At 47.1% G+C, this 19,149-nt stretch carries 9 protein-coding genes; 1 reads left to right on the forward strand and 8 read right to left on the reverse strand.

Annotated features, from left to right (window positions below; genetic code table 11):
* Positions 1-39: 39 nt before the first annotated feature.
* From HW560_RS27745 to HW560_RS27755, 3 genes are all read right to left on the reverse strand, one after another.
* Entirely contained in the window at positions 40-1,644 is a 1,605-nt protein-coding gene (locus HW560_RS27745) for an extracellular solute-binding protein (RefSeq protein WP_179265221.1), read from the reverse strand.
* A 133-nt stretch (positions 1,645-1,777) separates the two neighbouring features.
* Entirely contained in the window at positions 1,778-2,668 is an 891-nt protein-coding gene (locus HW560_RS27750; RefSeq protein ID WP_090895688.1) for a carbohydrate ABC transporter permease, read from the reverse strand.
* A 28-nt stretch (positions 2,669-2,696) separates the two neighbouring features.
* Positions 2,697-3,611, reverse strand: coding sequence for an ABC transporter permease (locus HW560_RS27755; RefSeq protein ID WP_373564964.1), 915 nt, complete (start codon positions 3,609-3,611; stop codon positions 2,697-2,699).
* Between the two features lie 264 nt (positions 3,612-3,875).
* Here HW560_RS27755 and HW560_RS27760 point away from each other — a divergent pair, with 264 nt between their 5' ends.
* Positions 3,876-5,633, forward strand: a complete 1,758-nt coding sequence (locus tag HW560_RS27760; protein WP_179265222.1) for a cache domain-containing sensor histidine kinase — start codon at positions 3,876-3,878, stop codon at positions 5,631-5,633.
* Positions 5,634-5,700: 67 nt separating this feature from the next.
* Here HW560_RS27760 and HW560_RS27765 read toward each other — a convergent pair whose 3' ends face one another.
* From HW560_RS27765 to HW560_RS27785, 5 genes are all read right to left on the reverse strand, one after another.
* Entirely contained in the window at positions 5,701-7,821 is a 2,121-nt protein-coding gene (locus tag HW560_RS27765) for an alpha-galactosidase (RefSeq protein WP_179265223.1), read from the reverse strand.
* Positions 7,822-7,988: 167 nt separating this feature from the next.
* Positions 7,989-12,560 (reverse strand): S-layer homology domain-containing protein, encoded by a 4,572-nt coding sequence (locus HW560_RS27770; protein WP_179265224.1) that lies wholly within the window; start codon positions 12,558-12,560, stop codon positions 7,989-7,991.
* Positions 12,561-12,859: 299 nt separating this feature from the next.
* A complete protein-coding gene (locus tag HW560_RS27775) occupies positions 12,860-14,392 on the reverse strand; it encodes a response regulator (RefSeq protein WP_090895679.1) in 1,533 nt (510 codons plus the stop codon).
* 100 nt (positions 14,393-14,492) lie between these two features.
* Positions 14,493-16,823, reverse strand: a complete 2,331-nt coding sequence (locus tag HW560_RS27780; RefSeq protein WP_179265225.1) for a glycoside hydrolase family 95 protein — start codon at positions 16,821-16,823, stop codon at positions 14,493-14,495.
* Between the two features lie 154 nt (positions 16,824-16,977).
* Complete coding sequence (locus HW560_RS27785) at positions 16,978-19,035, reverse strand: alpha-galactosidase (RefSeq protein WP_179265226.1); 2,058 nt, start codon at positions 19,033-19,035, stop codon at positions 16,978-16,980.
* Between the last annotated feature and the right edge of the window lie 114 nt (positions 19,036-19,149).

The following is a 19,149-nucleotide window of genomic DNA, read 5'->3' on the forward strand; positions in this document are numbered from 1 at the left end:
CTAACCCGGGACGCTTCTTATTACCAAATTACACTTCAATTACTTGGAGGACCACAGTTCCATACGCTGAGCATATTTCTCGTTTATGATATCTTCCACATTCTCATCGCCAGCCTTTTTCATATCCTCCAGCATCTTGTCAAATACGGAGTTGGCTTCAGCTTCACTTGGAGCAATAATGGCTCTCGTAATGCTCTGATCCATAATATCCTTCACCTTCTGGGCCGTCAGTGCTTGAGGTGTTCCCCCATCCGGATTCAGGTTATCGTACTGTGCTGTATCCCATACGGAATCACCAAGACTCTTGAGGGCCAGTTCATCCACTTCACTGCGTTGGAATTTGACTGCCATGTCATACGGCTGTCCATTTGGATCCAGACCATTTTTGACAAACCATAACCATTTACGAACGCCACTTTTCTTCACCGTATCATCCCAATTATCCTTGAAGCTTTGCAGGAATGCAGGGTCCGGTTGTCGCTTGCCATCCACCATGGTGTATTGTTCGCCTTCCTTACCCCACAGCAGCAAATGCTGTCCTTCATCACTCGCCAGATAATTAAACAGCTTTATCGTTTCTTCCGGGTGTTTGTTGTTTTTGGTAATGGCGATTGCATCCCATCCAAGCGAACTTCTTGGGCCAAATGTGGTTTGGGCCGGATCTACACCTGGAGCAACAACCTTGTAGGCGAACAACTGATTCTTTTCCCCGCCATCCTTCTTCAGTGCCGCATTGCCGTTACCTGGGTCCCAATATGCTCCTGGGGTAGCGAATACCGCGCCAGTCGTCAGCTTTTGAATCCATGTCTGCGTTTTGCTGATCGCAAATTCCTTTTCAATCAGACCTTCTCTATATAACCTATTCATGTATAAAAGCATTTCACGATATTTGGGGTCCTTGACATCATATTGCAGACGTCCGTTGTTGTCATAATACGTTTTCAAACCCCACATGCCTTTGAATGTTCCTAGATTTGCGCCCATGTTTTCACCATTCATCGTCATCGGAATGGATTCTTTGCCATCAATCGTGTTGTATTTTTCTTTAAAATTTTTCAGGAGTGCTTCAAACTCGTCCGTGGTGAGTGGCTGTGAACCATCTGCTTTGTCTGGAAGGAACTCTTCCAACAGACTCTGTCTCATCAGCATACCGAAGACCGGATCACTGTCGAGTCCATACCAGTTTGCCAAATAGTAGTTTTTGCCGTCTGAATATCGTGTTTTGGTCAAGGTTTCGCCATACATTTCTTTCAGATCAGAACCATACTTTTCAATTAACTCATCTAGTGGAATGAATGCACCGCTTGAAATGTACTTATCAAGGGAAGCGTCTCCCCGACTCATGACCACCACATCCGGATAGTCACCACTGGCGAGCATCAAGCTCAGTTTTTCCGTTGGATTACCTGTTGGTTGTTGGATGGAGATCTCTATGCCCGTTTTTTTGGTGATTTCCTGGGCAATTGCATCGGTAAAAGGTTCTCCTTTGGTATTGCCATCAAACCAGGTCAGCGTAATTGGCCCTTGGTCCCCATCTTTACCCGATGTATTATTCTCCCCATCATTGGAGGAGCAGCCCGCCAGCAAACCAACGACTAATGCAGCCGCAATCCCCATGGTCATCCATTTTTTTGTCTTTGTCATTGACACCCTAATTCCTCCCAATGAATAAATTCCTTTCGTGCTAGATTGAGCATTTTCAAAACGATCTTTGCCCACCCCCTTTCAGGGAAAAGCCAGCGGACAAGCCTTCCCTGCAACCGGATTATGGAATAGATTAACTTTTCACCGCTCCCAAAGTCATGCCTTTGACAAAGTATTTTTGCAGGAACGGATACACCATAACGATCGGTAAGGTGGCTACCATGGTAGCAGCCATTCGAATGGTATCGCTAGAAACAGCATTCCGTTTAGCTGAGTTGGCCAGCATTTGCGATTGTGAAATCATGCCGCCTGTCTGAAATTGATTCAAGATTTTGACGAGCACGGCTTGTAGGGTCTTCAGGTCCGAGCTGTAGGTGAACGCATAGGAATCAAACCAGGCATTCCAATGCCCAATGGCTTGAAAAAGCCCCACTGTTGCAAGTACAGGAGTTGTCAACGGCATCACAATCCGGAAAAAAATCGTCAGATCGTTAGCCCCGTCAACCCTCGCCGATTCTTCAATCTCATGGGGCAGCTGCTCCATAAAGGTACGGACAATAATCATATAGAAGACATTCATCAAACTTGGCAAAATGAACACCGAAAATGTATCGATCATGTTCAGTGCCTTAAGCACCATGTAGAACGGAATGAGTCCACCACTGAAATACATGGTAAAGATAAAGTACAGGTTCCAACCTTTGCGACCAACCAGATTCCGCCGACTTAGCGGATACGCAAGCATCGTAATGACGAGAACCGATAGCGGTGCGCCAATCAGCGTTCGTTTGACGGTTACCCACAGCCCGTTTAAAATCTCGCTATCTTTCAAAATCTGCTGATAGCTGTCCAGGGTCAGGTCCCTGGGCCACAAGTAAACGCCGCCCCGTACCGTATCCTCCGCGCTGTTCAATGAAAGAACGAGTATATTCCAAAACGGAAGAAATGTAACGAGTAATACGAGAATAAGAATGAAATACACAATGATTTTGAAAATACGATCCCCGAATCTGTTCAGAATCATCACAAGCGCTCCCCTCTGTCTTTTGTAGTTAGAACAACGCCTGGTCGTTCACTTTTCTGGAAATCCGGTTCACAATGAGAACAAGAATAAAGGCAACAACGGATTTGAACATCCCCACAGCAGCCCCGTATGAGAACATGCTGTTCTGTAGTCCGTATTTGTAGGCATAAATATCAATAACTTCGGAGTATTCAAGTACGGTATTATTTTGCAGCAGGTATTGCTGTTCAAATCCTGCATTCAAAATGCCTCCGACCGCGAGAATAGCCAATATGACAATGGTAGGGCGCATGGATGGCAGCGTTATATGCCACATTTGCTTAAATCGGCTGGCTCCGTCCACCCTTGCCGCTTCGTATAGCTCCGGATTAATGGAAGCGATTGCGGCGAGATACATAATGGCGCTAAACCCCATCTCTTTCCACATGTTCGACAATGCGATAATCCACCAGAATAGAGGCCCGTTTTGCAAAAATGCGACGGGTTCTTTGACAATGCCCAGCAGAACCAGAATATTGTTAAGCATTCCATCCGAAGCCAGCAGCGTAATCACAATGTTGGCTGCGATAACCCATGAGATAAAATGCGGCAGATACGAAACCGTCTGTACAAAACGTTTGAAAAATCCCTGTCTTGCTTCATTCAGTACAAGCGCGAGAATGATTGGAGCAGGAAATCCGAAGAACAGCGTCAGCAAGCTTGTCGCAAGCGTATTACGCATAACCCGATAGAAATCCCCTGTAGTAAAGAAATACTCAAACCATTGGAAACCTACAAATTCGGCATGAAAGAACTGGTAAAAGAACGATCCCCCACCCGGCTGATAATTCGTAAACGCCATATACAGTCCAAACATCGGACCATAGGAAAATAACAATGTGGCAATGAAGGCAGGAAGCATAAGCACGAATAACCATTTTTGCTCTTTTAGTCTGCTTATCAAATTATTGCTCCTGACTGTTTTGATAGCGCTTACCTTATGCATTAAATACCCTCCCTTTTTCTATACAGCAGCATGGCCGGCCATATCTGGATTCAACTTCTCTCCTATTATCATAAATTTGACGCCAATCGCTTGCCATAGTCGAATTCTCCGAAAGATACCGCTTTTTAAAGATGTTTTTGTAAAAAGAGAGGATTGGATTTCCATATTCACTCTGCTATGATGAACTGTGCAACGAATAATCAGTCAAGAGAGGGCTCCCGAATGCGCCAATTCTATCGAAAATACATATACATGCCTTTTGTTAACCTAAGCTTTCGTTCCAAGCTATTTATGGTATTTGTACTCGTCACCATCATTCCGATGATGCTATTGGTTTATTTTTCCTATGAACTTACCAAAACGAAACTTACCGAGCAGATCTACATCAATATGACAAACTCAACAGCTCAGATCACCAAAAATCTGGAGAATAAACTGGACAGTTATGAACATATTTCCGCCTCCATTTATTTGGATAATCGCCTTGCCAATTACCTTACAAACGAGTATCAGGATGATCCATCTTATCTGGATGTCTATAATTATATTGGCAATCGAATTGATACGGTGATGGCTGCCTACCCTGATTTTGATAGCGCATTCATTTATTCGGACAATCCATCGCTGCCCAAAGACAATTATTATATCCGGCCAATTACACCCGAAGTTCAGAACACGGAACTGTTCCACAAATTGCAACAATCCTATGGGAACATTATTCATCTCTCATCGCCGCAGACCGAGAATGGTCCCGCCATGTTCACGCTTGCCCGGCTGCTGAACAACAATAGTAATCAGTATCCCTACGGCATGCTGGTCTTTCAAATTTCCGAGTCTGTCATCTATTCTCTTATGGAAAAAGAAGCAGGCGGTAAGGATATCTTTATCATCAATGACAAAGGTATTATTTTATCTTCAGCAGACAAGCAGTTAATCAACACAAGCTTGCCCAAATTGCTTCATCAGAATTTTGACGAAACGCCTTCAGGCAGATTTGATACAACGTACCAAGGCGTGAAAGCTCTGGCCGTTTATAATACGCTCAAAAACGGCTGGAAAACGGTATCCATCTTCCCTTACGACAGTATTATCAAAGATGCCAAATCTCTCTCTCAGCTTATTATCAAAATTTCACTGGGCTTCATCGGTGTGGCGCTGTTGCTCATTTATATTACCGCATCGCTGTTCAGCAAACGCATCAGGACGTTAATACGGATGATTCGACGCATTGAACGGGGGGATTTCAATCCTACCCATGAGGAACAGATGGGCAATGATGAGATAGGACAGCTTCACTTTGCATTCGAACAGATGACAACCCGGCTGAAAAGTCTGGTTACGGAGGTCTACCAGAAGGAGCTACAGAGCAAGGAAGCCGAGCTTGACCTGCTTCAAGCTCAGATCAATCCTCATTTTCTGTATAACACACTCGGCTCGATCTCCTCTCTGGCCGTAAAGCATCAGGATCCCCAGATTCAGGATATGGTCCTTCATCTGGCCAAGTTTTATCGGATATCCCTGAATAAAGGAAAGAGCATCCTGACGATCAATGAGGAATTGAAACTGACGCAGAGCTATAATGCCATACAGCTTATTCGATTTAAAGGCAAGCTGAACATCATTTACACGATAGATCAATCGATCCTGCCCTACTCGACCGTGAAGCTTGCGTTACAACCTTTTGTGGAGAATGCAGTCATTCACGCTCTTTGGAATCAGGATCGGCCCCTAAATATTCATATCAAAGGCGTCATCGAGAACAACAGTATTATTTTATCTGTTATAGACGATGGAATGGGCATGCGGCGTGAGACGCTTCAGTCTTTGTTTGAAGAAAAAGAAGGACGAGGCTATGGCATTTCAAATGTGGATCGGAGAATTAAGCTGAAATTCGGTGAATATTACGGTGTTAAAGTGTATAGCAAACTAGGCATGGGAACCACGGTCCAAATTCGTCTGCCACAAAAAGAGATCCAATAAAAAAGGAGTGCGATGCAGCCACTATTGGCTTGCAAAGCACTCCTTTTAAACCATTCTACAGCATCCTTTATACCTGCTCACGGATACGATACACCAGGCTGTCGAAATCGCCGCGTAGAGGCAATTCCACCCCGATGTTCATCAGCGCACGGCCACTGACCGATAATCCCAGCTCTTCAACGAGATAGGTCTTGTCAACCTGAAGACCTGCCAAACGCAGTCTAGGCAACGGTTCACCCAGCTTCTGCGAGTGAAGAAAAGCGAACAGCACATGATCACTTGCGGCAGTATTACTGTACTGGACAGCCGTAACCCCCTTATGACGAAGCGCAGTCAGGCGGAATTGTCTGCCGAATTGCACGAGGTGGCGAATGGCTTTGTACTGTCCGATGAATTCCCCGGACTGCTCGATCCATTCATCACTCCACTCGTTCAGATTGGAGCCAATACCAAGCGTACCCATCATTGCACTGTGGAAACGATACTTCAGGGAGACGTTTCGACCGTTCATTCCTGTAGGTGACTCGGTTACCCAACAGGTCATCATACGTGGTGCATACGTATAGGAGAAGCCTTCCTGAATGCTCAGACGGTCGAACGCATCCGTATTGTCACTCGGCCAGGATTGGTCCGCATAACGGAAGATGCCCAGATCAATCCGCGAGCCACCTCCTGCGCAAGTCTCAAACTCCACATCCGGGAACTTGGCTCTCAGCTGTGCCCATATATCATAGAGACTCTGGACATGCCTTACCCATACTTCTTTCTGGCGGTTAATCGGGTGCCCCTTCATACCAGGCTCCGTGATGGTCCGATTCATGTCCCATTTAATGAACTTAATCTCATGGTTGCCAAGCAGTTCGGTCATAAAATCGATAATGTATTGCTTAACCTCCGGCTTGGAAATATTCAGCAGCAGCTGATTGCGAAGCTCCGTACGTTCCCGGGTCTCAAAATGGTATACCCAGTCTGGATGTTCTCTATAAAGATCGCTATCCGGGTTGACCGACTCCGGCTCTACCCATATACCAAACTCCATCCCAAGTCCGTGAACCCGGTCAATCAGTTCAACCAGCCCATTAGGGAACTTCTCCTTGTTCACGTTCCAGTCGCCCAACCCCGCTCGGTCGGAATGCCGCTGTCCAAACCAGCCGTCATCCACGACGAATAGCTCCACGCCCATCTTGGCTGCCCGCTCGGCAAGCGCCATTTGGTCCTGTGCGTTCACATCGAAGTAGGTTGCTTCCCAGGAGTTGTACAGCACTTTCCCGATTTCACTGCGAGGCAGTATGTAATTGTATTGATATTGATGCAAGCGGTGGCTCATTCCGCCAAAGCCTTCTGGGCTGAATCCGCCGACAAAGACAGGCGTCTCAAACGTTTCGCCCGCACCCAGCAACCATTCATTGTCAAAATCATTGATGCCACCTGTTACCCGCACATGCGTGAATGGGGTCTTCTCAGCGACAATCTTCCAGTTGCCGCTCCAGGCCAGAGCACCAAACCATACCCCGCCGCCGCTTTCTGTCGAAAGACCATCATCAATCGCAAACCATGGGTTAGCATGACCGTCCGTGAAACCTCTCCGCGATTCAAGTAGCTTTTTTCCCTCTGTCAAAATGGTATTGCGCAGTTGGAATTCACCCGACCATTTCCCCGTAACATGTGTCAGGCGGTAATCCTGGAGATATGGCAAAGTCCAGGCTGCGGATTGCATGCTTTCCAGCACGATATCCTCCTGTCCCGTATTTACGATTTTGGCATAACGCTCCACCAGATCAAATTCAGGGATGACCCGATATATTAACTGCGTTTCAAGTGCATACACCTGATCCTTCAACGTGATCATCAACGTCTGTCTGCCATCCTGTTCAATGATCTCGTGACGGTCATACTTTACCTGGAGATCACGGACACCATCAGACATACGCAGCTTCAAAGATGGCTCTGTATAAGATGCTCCTCCCCAGAAGCTGTACTCCTCCACCTCTCCTTCCACTTCCGCGTCAAAAGAGCTGTGGGATTGTAGATGGAGCAACGGAGCGCTGTCCTCGATGTCCACGGGGTTACCCCAATACAGATGCTGGAGGTGTTCCCTCTCATTAATTCCGAAAATGTAGGACGAATTTTGCGTCTGCATTGCAAATATACGTAGTTGTTCATTATATTGAATCGTCAAGTTTATCATCCTTTCGAGTTCCTGTTACCCTCGTGCTGTGTGTTGTGAACATACATATTATTGTAGGAAGCAGGTGTTAAATTAGCCATATCGCATTCTTACAATCCATAGGGGAAATCATCTGTCATCTCAAAGTTATGAAAATAAGGCTGCGATGCAATTCGCAGCCTTATAGCTTACTTCAAAATCAGGTTATAGATGACCTGAGCCGCCTCTGCACGGGAAGCTATCCCTTTAGGCAGGAACTGCCCTTGTTTTTGGCCTTGAACCAGTCCTAGTCGGGCTGCATCCTTCACCGAAACAGCTGCCCATGAAGAAACCTGAGCCATATCGGTAAACAAGATATCTGTAGAACCAACAGGCACTTTCCCATCATTCAGTTCGTATGCTTTCATCAGCATCACCGTAATTTCTTCACGGGTAATCTGTGCGTCCGGCTGGAAACGGGCTGCGCTTCGGCCGTTGACAATACCGGCTTGGGTCGCAATCGAGATGGGTTCCGCGTACCAGGCATCTGTCGCTACATCTGTAAATTGTACTTTCCCCGCTGCGGTCAGTCCCAGAGAATGAACAAGCATGGCAGTGAATTCAGCGCGAGTGACTGCCCGTCCTGGCTCAAATTGATCCGCGTTTGTGCCTTCGACATACAGCTTAGCTGCCAACTCCTTGATTACAGAGCTGGCCCAATGATTGGCCGGAACATCGGCAAACGTCCGATTCAGTTCCAGAACGGCATACTTGCTGAAGTGGCTCACTTTAGTTGTTAATACGCCTTTCACGTAATCCGATTTGAGAAATTCCAATTTCCCATTTTCGTTAATATAATATATTCCTCCCTGTGAAGGGTCGAAGCCTTCAGCCGCTGCCAGACTTAGCGTAACTGGATGATCAAACACAGAGAGTGTTTCGGTTGCGCCAGATTTGGTTGTTGCCGAAAGGCTGAATTCAACGATTTCACCCTTAAGGGAAACCGTTGCCCGGGAAGATGACTCCACTGCAGCAACGACCTCCTTGGCCTTGCTGCCAAGTGGAACCATTTTCAAGGAAATCGTACTTTCTTCCTGCTGCCCCGCTGGTAGCTTGCTCAACAGCTGTTGGAACAAACTCGCAGGTATTTGCAGGGTTAGCTTGCCTGATTTCACTTCCAATGTATGGTTGCCGAGCTGGCGTAAAACAGCAGATGATAATTGTAGCTCCTGTGTACCCGCTTTGATATCCACTACGGCTTTCCCTGCCCCACTGTCCACTTTCAGCATATCGGCTGTAATGACCCGTTTTGCTGTATCGTTCTCCTGAGCAGTGCTGTTGCCGGAGTTTCCGCTAGTATTATTGGTATTGCCATTGTGGCCAGGGTTGCTTGGATTACCTGGGTTGCCTGGATTTCCTGGGTTGACTTGTTTTTCGGTCAATTTAACCAACTTCGATTCAGCCGGTCCAAGCGAGATGGACCATGAACCCGTGGCTGACGAAGATTCACCTGTCCACAAATCATGTAATGTATAGGATTTGGATTCATTCAATCCGGCACGACCCAAATGAATCGTTTTGTTCGCTGAACTATTGGCGTTGTAATTAAATACGGCAAGGTAATAATCATTGCCGTCTTTCAGAACAAACGTATCTGCGGCATTTGCATTCGTATTTCCTTCAAGCGGCTTGAATACTTTGCCTTTCAGCGCCACCTGAAGAACATCTGTATTATTGTACAATGCTGTCATGTATTCCTGTGCCTTGGGATCGTTCACATCATCGGAATCCATCATCACCGTACCGGCAATTACACCGGAATTCACCCGGCTGCGGGCTTCCTCCAGGGTTGAAGCACTGCTTAATGCCAAATGATCTGGGTCTGTATAAGAATAGATCGTTCCATTTTGCCAGAAACCATATGTCAATGAATTGAGCATGTACTCCGTCTCATTGATTTTGCCATAGGTGTCACAAGAGATCCGTCTGCTATGCGCATACTGACTTGGAAAGATCGGTGCAATGGACGCACTAATAAACATTTTTCCATCCAATCGCTCTTCAACATAACGCATCCCTTCATTGTATGCCTGGATTCCTGTCGTCACAGTAGTGTCATAGTGTTGGCCTTCCAGTGAGCCATGGGTCAGGAAATCCAGTTTGATGAATGTGAATCCAAGTGCTTTAAACTTATCCAGAAAATAATTCATGCGCATTTGACTCCCCGGATGTGTCACATCCAGTGCATATGCTCCATCCAGTGTAGGCAGAGGTTTCCCCTCAGCATCCTTAAGCACAATATCACCATACGTATATTGCCCGTTGGTACCATCTACTTTTTGGCTCATATCGTTGCCCCAATACACAAATGGTCCCCAATAGATGCCTGCATGCTGACCATTGCCCTTAATTACAGATACAGCTTGGGCAAGCTCAGCATCACTTAGATTGTCCCAGTAGGAATCCATATTAATGAATACATTGCCGTTATTGTTGAACTTCTTAAGATTGTTCTTGAAATAATTGGACACATCCACTACGTTCTGATACGAAAGCCCGCTATCATAAGCTCCCCAGCTATTCCAACCTACTGGAACACCCTGTGGCAGCTCCGGATTCAACGCCAGCGGAGGAGTAATAATCGCATTGGCTTTTCCGTATTCCTCAAGTCCTGTACGGTAGTCACTGAAACCACCTACCATAATCAGCGGTGAGGACAGTTCAGTACCAGTCAGGCTGCCATGTGGCTGGGTATCGCGAGTAACGTCACTCGCTGCACCACCATACACAGCAAATTCATTCAGACGATTAGCTGAGCCTTTCCAGTCAATACCTGTCTTCCATGTGTCATGGGTTACTGAACCGATCACAAGACCGTTACGTGTTGAGTTATTGAATACCGTTGTCATTTCGTAACTGGTATCCGCCCGGTTCATCGTTTGAGATTTATAGCGAATCCATGCATCGTTGTCAAAAGGCACCGTAAGCACGCGGTTATCCGAGCTGACGCCGATATCCACGCCACCCGCATTTTTCACGGTAATTGGGGACATGTGATTACTCTGGATCTCTTTATCATCACTGATGGCGTCCAGACGGTTGAGGAAATAAGACTTATCTTCATAAAACCGATAGACCTGCTTCAGGGTTGGTTTGCCAGTTGACGTATGAACAAAGTTCAACTCAATACCTTTGCCGAATCCATCCTGAATCTCCAGCGGTGCTCCACCGCTCGCATGACTCTCATAACCTTTGGTTTCCAAAAGGCTCTCGCCAAGTTTAATGCTGCTGAAAATCCCCCGCATCTTCTGCCCTTCTGCCCAGCTATATCCGACGAATCCAGTCTGGGTATTATAAGACACATCGTATTGTCCGTTCGATACCAGAAGGCCATACGTGTAATCAGTCACCGTGATATCCCCGTATCGTTGCGAGTCACCCGGTGTTCCCAGATCGTCATCTCCTTCACCTGGATTTTCGGGTTCTGTCTCTATCGCAGGCTCGACGATAATCCGGTCCAGATCGGGAGAATAGCCATTGTTGTCGGAAAAGGTAATCGTATTCTCGCCTTCAGTTAATGGGAGGGTAAGATCATACGTACCTACCGTATCCCAATCCGGGGTTTTGGGCAGGTCGTGGTACTGCTCTTCCCCACCATTTGCATGGACATAGAAACTCCGCGGATCACCTGAAAAATAATCTACCTTAACGCGGTAATCACCTGTCATGGGGGCTATAATTTTATTGAACGTCAAAGAGCTCCCGCCATTCAGATAGCCGACCTTTTTGCCACCTGAAGCATTCGGACTCTCTGTTACACGTGCTTCACCAGTCAGCGTATTGCCCGGATCTTCGGCTTCATAGCTAAGCGTATACGGGATGACTTCAATTCGATCAAAATCGGGGGAGTACCAATCATGATCCGAGAACGTAATGGTATTAACTCCCTTATGGAGGGAAGCTTCCGCATCATATGTGCCTACTGTATTCCAGCTTGCCGTTTTGGGCAGATCAATCATCTCATCCGTGCCATTGTTCACCTGCATATAAACAGGACGCTGGTCACCGGAGATATAAGATATCCGGATCAAATATGTACCATCTGCCGGTACAGTAACATTCGTAAATTGCAGTGAACTGTTTTTGTTCAGATCCGTTACTTTTTTTCCACCTGAACTGATACTGCTGTCCACCACCTTGGCATTGCCTTTCAGAATATTGTCGGGTGCTTCTGCTTCAATGATTGCACCATGCAAATTTTTCTTCCAGTCTTCTCCGCCCCCTTCTCCCGGGTGGCCACTGTCCAAACCGCGGATCACAATCTTGTCGATGTCAGGAGAATACCAGTTGTTGTCATCAATCAGGATGGTGTTGGTACCCGCGTTCAACGGAAGAGTCACATCATACGTTCCCACCGTATCCCAATCGACTGTCTTGGGCGGTTCTTCAAATTGCTTCTCCCCGCCATTCGCACTAATATTAAACGGCCGCGAATCACCTGAAATGTAGTAAACGGAAATCTTATAATTTCCTGTCTCACTTACAGTAACATTGTTAAATTGCAATGAACTGCCTTGGTACATGCCACCAACCTTTTTGCCGCCTGAAGCCGTCGGGCTATCAGAGATTTTCGCGTTGCCAAGCAAAATATTTCCCTCGGCCTCTGCTTCATAGGTATTCATATCATCGGCGTGAGCTGTTCGGACGAACTGGCCCCCGCCAACTACCAAGCAAAAAATGATTAAGCACACCAATCCTTTTTTCATCATCCGTCCCAACATAACATGCCTCCATTTTCTTTTGATTGAGTCAGGTCTCCATATGCCTATCCTGCGGTGGTTCACAGCCATTATCTGTAATCGCTTTCATAAAGAGCTGCTAAATTCCCCTCTCTCCCCCTTCCTTTCCTATATGCCTAATTGTAAAAAGGAGGAGGGGGATGTTCCATACCACAATGTTACTATTCATACAGGAAAGCCTCTTTCATTTGCCATATCATGGGTTAGTCAGAGGGAGCCTATCCAAAATCATGTTCAAGGAAAACGGGAGGATCATGATCGTTACCAGACAGCCTGTATCGTCATATACTTTTCCTGTATTCGTTGGGTGTTACGCCCTGTGTCTTCAGGAAAAGAGATATAAAATAAGATGTACTTTCATAGCCCACGTTCTGCGCGATATCGTGAATCTTGAGCGAGCCATCTGCCAGCAGTTCCCTGGCTTTATCCAGTCTGATGCGTGTCAGATAATCGTGAATGGTCATTCCTGTTTTGTCCTTAAATATGGATCTCAAATAGTTCGGTGACAAATAGACCTGATCAGACAGGCTGTTAATGGTAATCGGCTGATTGTAATTCTGATCGATGAGGGTGCGGACCTTGTGAATCAATTTTGCATTTTTGTCCATAAACCGCTCACCCAGCATACTCACCGCATCTTCCGCAGTACCGAGAATCAGATCCTCGATCTCATGCAGAGTCAGTGCATTATAGATGGAATGATATAGCTCAGCCCGCTTCGGAACAGGTTTATGAAGCTGCTCCAGCAGCTCATTAACGAGATCTATCGACCAGTCGCAGATGATTTTCTTCTTGACTCGCAGTGTTGCCAATCCCTCAATATACCCGTGCAGCTTCTGTGCGGCCCATTCAAAATCCAGTCGATTAATAGCCTCAAACCATTCCTTTTGTTCAAAAGGGGGCATATGCTCCGTATAAAACTGGTTCGAAAGTGTCTCGGCATGAATAATCGTGCCTGTACCTTCATAGAAACGCTCGTTCAAGATGGTTCGCGTCTGTTCGTACAAACAGTGAATGTTGGATAACTCGGTCTCTTGTCCGCCTACAGCAGCCGTTACCGTAAAATCCAGGGCACTACGAATAGCCTCAGCCAAGTCTTCCCACGCATAATGTCCCGGCTGCTGGGCCGCTTCCATAAATACACCGGTCTCTCCTTCCTTGTAATCCACAAAGATCGCTTTCAGATTCTTCGCTTTGAAGAAATGATCGAGAAAAGACACCAGCCGAGCCGTACATTCCTCCAGACTTTGCTGTTCCTCTTCAGCCTCCTTGGGATCGATACTGAACAAGGCCATTGCATATCGTGTGGTCTCCGATTGTCGGCATAGACGGCTGAAACTACAAGCGAGATCAATAGCACGATCCTCATTTTTTTCGTAAGATAACTCCTTCAGGATATTGGCTTTGGCCGCCTCCATGGAACGGTTCTTCATTGCAACTTCGTCACAACGCTGTTTAACTTTACTGATAACGCTTTCAATTTCGTTTAAATCCAAAGGTTTTAGCATATATCCCACGGCCCCTACGTTGATAGCCGATTTTACATATTGAAATTCATCGTGCCCGGTCAGAAACATCACCTGGATCGAGTCGTAGCTCTCATGTATCTTTCTCGCCAGATCAATACCGTTCATTATCGGCATCTGAACATCGGTAAGAACGATATCAGGCTGGGTGGCCTCGATCTTCTCCAAGGCCTCCCTGCCGTTACTCGCCGTTCCCATGATATAGATGCCCATCTCTTCCCAACGGATATAATCCCTCATCATCTCAAGTCCCAGCTCTTCATCGTCTACCAAAAAAATACTATACATCAACGTCCCCTCCCTTTGTCTCTTTCTGTCTCTATTATATGTTTTTCCCCCCGTGGGACCATGGTCCATATAAATGAAAGTTATTTTCAAGTATAGATCGTTATTTTACCAACTCCAGCTCGCTATTGAAATAGTAACTTTCGCCTGCTTCGGCATGAAGGATCGTTCTATGGTTGCCCCAACAAATGGCGAATGTTCCCGGCGAGAACGTGTGAATGTTCGTAGAGGTCGGCCTTCCATTCTCCCAAACGATGTCAACCTCGGCATTCCCTTTTGCTCTCAACCCGGTTATCGAGCCGGTGCTCCATGCCTGTGGAAGCGCTGGCAGAAGGTGAATCTCGCCCGCATAACTTTGCAGCAGCATCTCTGCTAAGACCGCTGTACCGCCGAAATTCCCATCAATGACGAAAATATTACTCTCTGCTCCAGCAATTCCGGATTTGGAATAGGTGAACAGATTATCGAAGCACAGGCCGCCGATCAAATGTGAGAGGTGTTTATATGCCGTCTCTCCATCGTGCAATCTCGCAAAACCCAGTCCAAACAAAGCAGCTGTAAATTCAACATCCTCCAGCTCTTCCTGGACCATGCGGTTCTCCAGCGTTACTCGTGCTGCCGCACTGAGTTCCGGTGTATGGTCAGGTGTAATCTGATTGTCCGGATACAGCGCATACATATGAGACAAATGCCGATGCTCCGGCTGCACCTCCTCATAATCCTCCAGCCATTCCTGTAACTGGCCTTTCTTGCCGATCTGTAGAGGTGGAAGCTTGCTAATTGCTTCTTCCAGCTTGCGACCGAGTTCCTCGTCTTTATTCAAAAGTTCAACGGAATGAAGACAAAATTCGAAGAGCCTGCGCACCAGCATCTGGTCCATTGTTGTTCCCATAGACAGCTGCTGTGCCGCCTCTCTCGAATTATCGGGATAAAAATGATTCTCCGGCGAATTGGAAGGACCCGTCACCAGCCAACCGTTCCGAGGATGCTCACACATGTAGTCCAGATAGAAGGCCGCGGATTCCTTAAGTACAGGATAGGCCACATTCTCTAGGAAAACACGATCCTGACTATACTCATAATGCTCAATCAGGTGTGTAGCCAGCCATAATCCGCCTGTAACGTTCAGCCCCCATGAGGTCTCCCACCCAGGCAACGTAAAGCCCCATACATTGGAGAAGACATGAGCGACCCATCCTTCGCATCCATATACATTACGAGCCGTTTCCCTGCCCGCCTGTGCCAGATCCTCAACATACCTAAATAACGGAAGATGGCTCTCTCCAAGATTCGTAATCTCTGTGGGGTAATAATTCATCTGGGTATTCATATCAAGGTGATAATCACAGCTCCAGCCCATTCGGCACGCTTCACCATCATTCCAGATTCCCTGGAGATGGAGTGGCAGCGGTGAGTTCTCACGAGAGCCCGCAATGGTAAGATACCGTCCATATTGAAAAAATAATGCAAACAGCTGCGGATCTTCAATCCCCTCACCCTGCTCCAACAAACGAATGCGTTGGTCTGTAGCCAGACCGGATTTCCCCTTGTGCCCCAACTGTATATCTACCTTGTCATATTGCTCGCCGTAATCACGGATATGATCCTCCCTCAGCAAAGCATACCCCTTCTCCAAAGCCCTCATCAGCGTAGACTCGTTCTCTGTTGCCCACTCCTGATCTGTACGGCGATAATCTGTGCTCACACTAAAATAAATCCAGGCCTCATCCGCTCCGGTCACAGTCAATCGACCATCTCTGCTTGCGACCGTCCCCCCGGATATAACCAACTTGACCAAACCCTTGGACCATACGCCGCAAGTCCCATCACTATGTACATTTTCCGTTGCCTGTCCTTGGAATTCAAGCGTGTTGTCGTCTAAGGCTACAACCTTGAATGATTCCGTGCCCGCCTGCAAGCCAAGTGTAAAGGTTACGCTACCCGGAACTTCGCTCCAAACTCTGGAGGCGACGATATCATCGACATTGGAAGCGAAAACTTCACGTCTAATCATGATATTGTCATCCTTCCAGAACGCCCCGGCCAGCGCTTGAGTCAGATCCAGCTCACGTTGGAAAATTCCCTCTTCATCAGAATCCGAATTCTTCTTCTCAAAATCAATCACAACTTCACATAATCCAAGATGGGTACCGAAATTACGTTTCGTTGGCTGCAAATGTTGTTTGGCAAGACGATCTCCTTCATCATAATCGCCGGAGAAGAAATAGCTGCGCATCTCTTCCAGTGCAGCCTTGCCTCCTTCGGAAGGATGCTCCGGGTCAATCCGCCCCGACCAGAAGGTAACCTCGCTCATACTCCATACCTCACGATGCGATGACGCCATAACATCTGCCCCTATTCTTCCATTGCCCAGCGGCAGGCCTTGAGACCAATCCGCTGCAGGGGTTGAATACCACAAAGTAAAATCGTTCATATCATGTCCTCCAGTCCAATAATAAATTTCTTTAGAAATACACTCATTCCCAAAATAGACAAACGCGCGATCTGTGAGATACAAAAGCGCGCGTTTGACTTTGTTTTTTTATATCCTATAACCGTTCACAGCTCTGGGTTGTCATGTCGCCCAGTCAGTTTCCCTTCACGGTCAATCTGAAGATTTTGGATTCCGCCGGTTCCAGCGAGACCGTAAGCTCTCCAGACGTTTCCCCCTGTGAACCTTCCCACAGATCCTGTAAGCGGTATACGGCATTGGCGTTTAGCCCGGCCCGCTCCAGCGAGATGGATTTAACCACTGCTTGTTCAGCATCAAAGTTGAAGACAGCAAGATAGAAACTCTTCTCTTCCGGCGATTCAAGGACAAACACATCAGAAGACAGTTTCCCATAATCACCTTCAACTGGACGGAAGGTTTTCCCCATACGAGCAACGTTCAAAATATCCTTGTTGCCAAGCCATTCTTTTGCTCGTTCGGCAGCTTCCTCTTTACGGAAGTCATCCCCGAGCAGGAGCACCGTACCAGCAATAACTGAAGCGGTCAGACGACTGCGGCCTTCATGCCAGCCGGTAGCTTCCTGGTTGAAGCTCTTGTATAACACGGAATGATCCGGATCATTGTAGCGATAAAGTGTGTTGCTCATCCACCAGCCGTGTGTCAGCGAGTTCAGCATATATTCCGTATCTGCAAGTGTACCGAAGACATCACAGGAAATACGACGGCTGTGGGCAAATGCATATGGAAATAATGGAGCGATGGACAAGTTTATGAAAAATGGACGTCCGATTACTTCTGGTGAGATCTTATGCTGCAAATAAGACATGCCATAGTGATAAGCCGCGATCCCTGTAGTAATATCCGGATTGTGGTGCTGTCCTTCCAGCGAGCCATGTGCCAAGAAATCCAGTTTGATATATTCGAAACCTTCCGCGATGAATTTATCCGTGAACCAGTCAATTCTTTGCAGGTTGCCGGGATGTGTCGGGTCTATTGCCAGACCACCGTCTACATCTGGCAGCATTTCGCCCTCACTGTCACGCAGCAGAATATCTGCATAGGTGTATTTGCCGTTCGTTCCTTCGACCGCCTGACCGAACTGATCAGGCCCGCCCCAGAAGGCAAATGGGGTCCAGTACGTTCCCGCTCTATGTCCATTTTGCCGCACCCGGTCCAGCGCGCTCTTCATCTCTTCCGGCGTAAAATTGTCCCAGAAAGCATCAAAGTTGATGTATAACGTTTCCTCATTCTCGAATCCAAGCGGCTGTACTTCATTTTTCAGAAAATCGCTGGTCGCTGTATACAGATCATAGTCCAGATCACTCATGGCCGCAGACCAGCTGTTCCATCCGATCGGGACACCGCCCTCCCAAGGCAATTGAGCCTCAATCCAGGTATTCGCCTGACCGTAGGCTTCAAGACCTTCACGGTAGTCTTCATAGAACCCGACGAATACCAATGGGGATTCCACTCTTTTTCCCTTCACATAACCATGAGGCTGGGAATCGCGAGTCAGTTCACTCACGGCACCGCCGTACAGATCAAGTCCCTCGATATGTCCGCTTTTTTCGCTTTGGATGCGAATCCCTGTTTTCCATACCTTATGCGTAAGGGAACCCATCACAATTCCCCGGCGGCTGTCAGGCGCGAACAAGGCTGTCGCCTCGTAACTCTCCACATCAAGCGGCGGCTTAACGACCGTATATCTGACCCATTTATCGTTATCAAACGGAACACGCAGAATGCTTGGTTCATCCTGGCCGGATTCTCCGCCGAGCGATATGGTTTTGGATTGGATGACAGCCATGCGATTCGCCTTAAGTTCTTCATCACCGACTATAGCGGTCTGCACCAGTACATATGGTGAAGATTCATACATATAGAAATGCTGCTCCAGTTGCGGCAGCAGCGAAGCTTTATGCAGAACCACCAAGCGGATCCCTTTTCCAAAACCTTCTCGAACAATATCTTCCTGTGCCGTCAGCTCATGGTTCTGATAATGATCCGTGCTGTATTCCCGGCCCTGCCAGCGAAAAGCACTACGAATGCCCTTCACATAGGAAGAATGGTTGCCGATGCAGGACACTTCACCATTTTCCAGATTGATCTCCAGGCTCACGTGGCCATTTGTAACGCTTACAAGATTAACATTCTGTTGCTGCACTTGTACGGCTGTATCGCGAGTTAGCATCATATGCCTCCTTATTGTTGCATGCTGTGCCCTGAGTGGAGCTGGTTACGTCTCTCCTGCCCAAGTCTGCCCTCATTATAAAGACCGAATAGAGCACTTTCCATGCAACGATCTTCC

It is taken from the genome of Paenibacillus sp. E222 (assembly GCF_013401555.1).
Classification (GTDB): domain Bacteria; phylum Bacillota; class Bacilli; order Paenibacillales; family Paenibacillaceae; genus Paenibacillus.

Excerpts from the sequence above, each read along its gene's own strand:
- HW560_RS27780 (WP_179265225.1), bottom strand. The coding sequence starts at position 16,823 with ATGAACGATTTTACTTTGTGGTATTCAACCCCTGCAGCGGATTGGTCT.
- HW560_RS27775 (WP_090895679.1), bottom strand. The coding sequence starts at position 14,392 with ATGTATAGTATTTTTTTGGTAGACGATGAAGAGCTGGGACTTGAGATG.
- HW560_RS27760 (WP_179265222.1), top strand. The coding sequence starts at position 3,876 with ATGCGCCAATTCTATCGAAAATACATATACATGCCTTTTGTTAACCTA.
- HW560_RS27745 (WP_179265221.1), bottom strand. The coding sequence starts at position 1,644 with ATGACAAAGACAAAAAAATGGATGACCATGGGGATTGCGGCTGCATTA.
- HW560_RS27770 (WP_179265224.1), bottom strand. The coding sequence starts at position 12,560 with ATGTTGGGACGGATGATGAAAAAAGGATTGGTGTGCTTAATCATTTTT.
- HW560_RS27750 (WP_090895688.1), bottom strand. The coding sequence starts at position 2,668 with ATGATTCTGAACAGATTCGGGGATCGTATTTTCAAAATCATTGTGTAT.
- HW560_RS27785 (WP_179265226.1), bottom strand. The coding sequence starts at position 19,035 with ATGATGCTAACTCGCGATACAGCCGTACAAGTGCAGCAACAGAATGTT.
- HW560_RS27765 (WP_179265223.1), bottom strand. The coding sequence starts at position 7,821 with ATGATAAACTTGACGATTCAATATAATGAACAACTACGTATATTTGCA.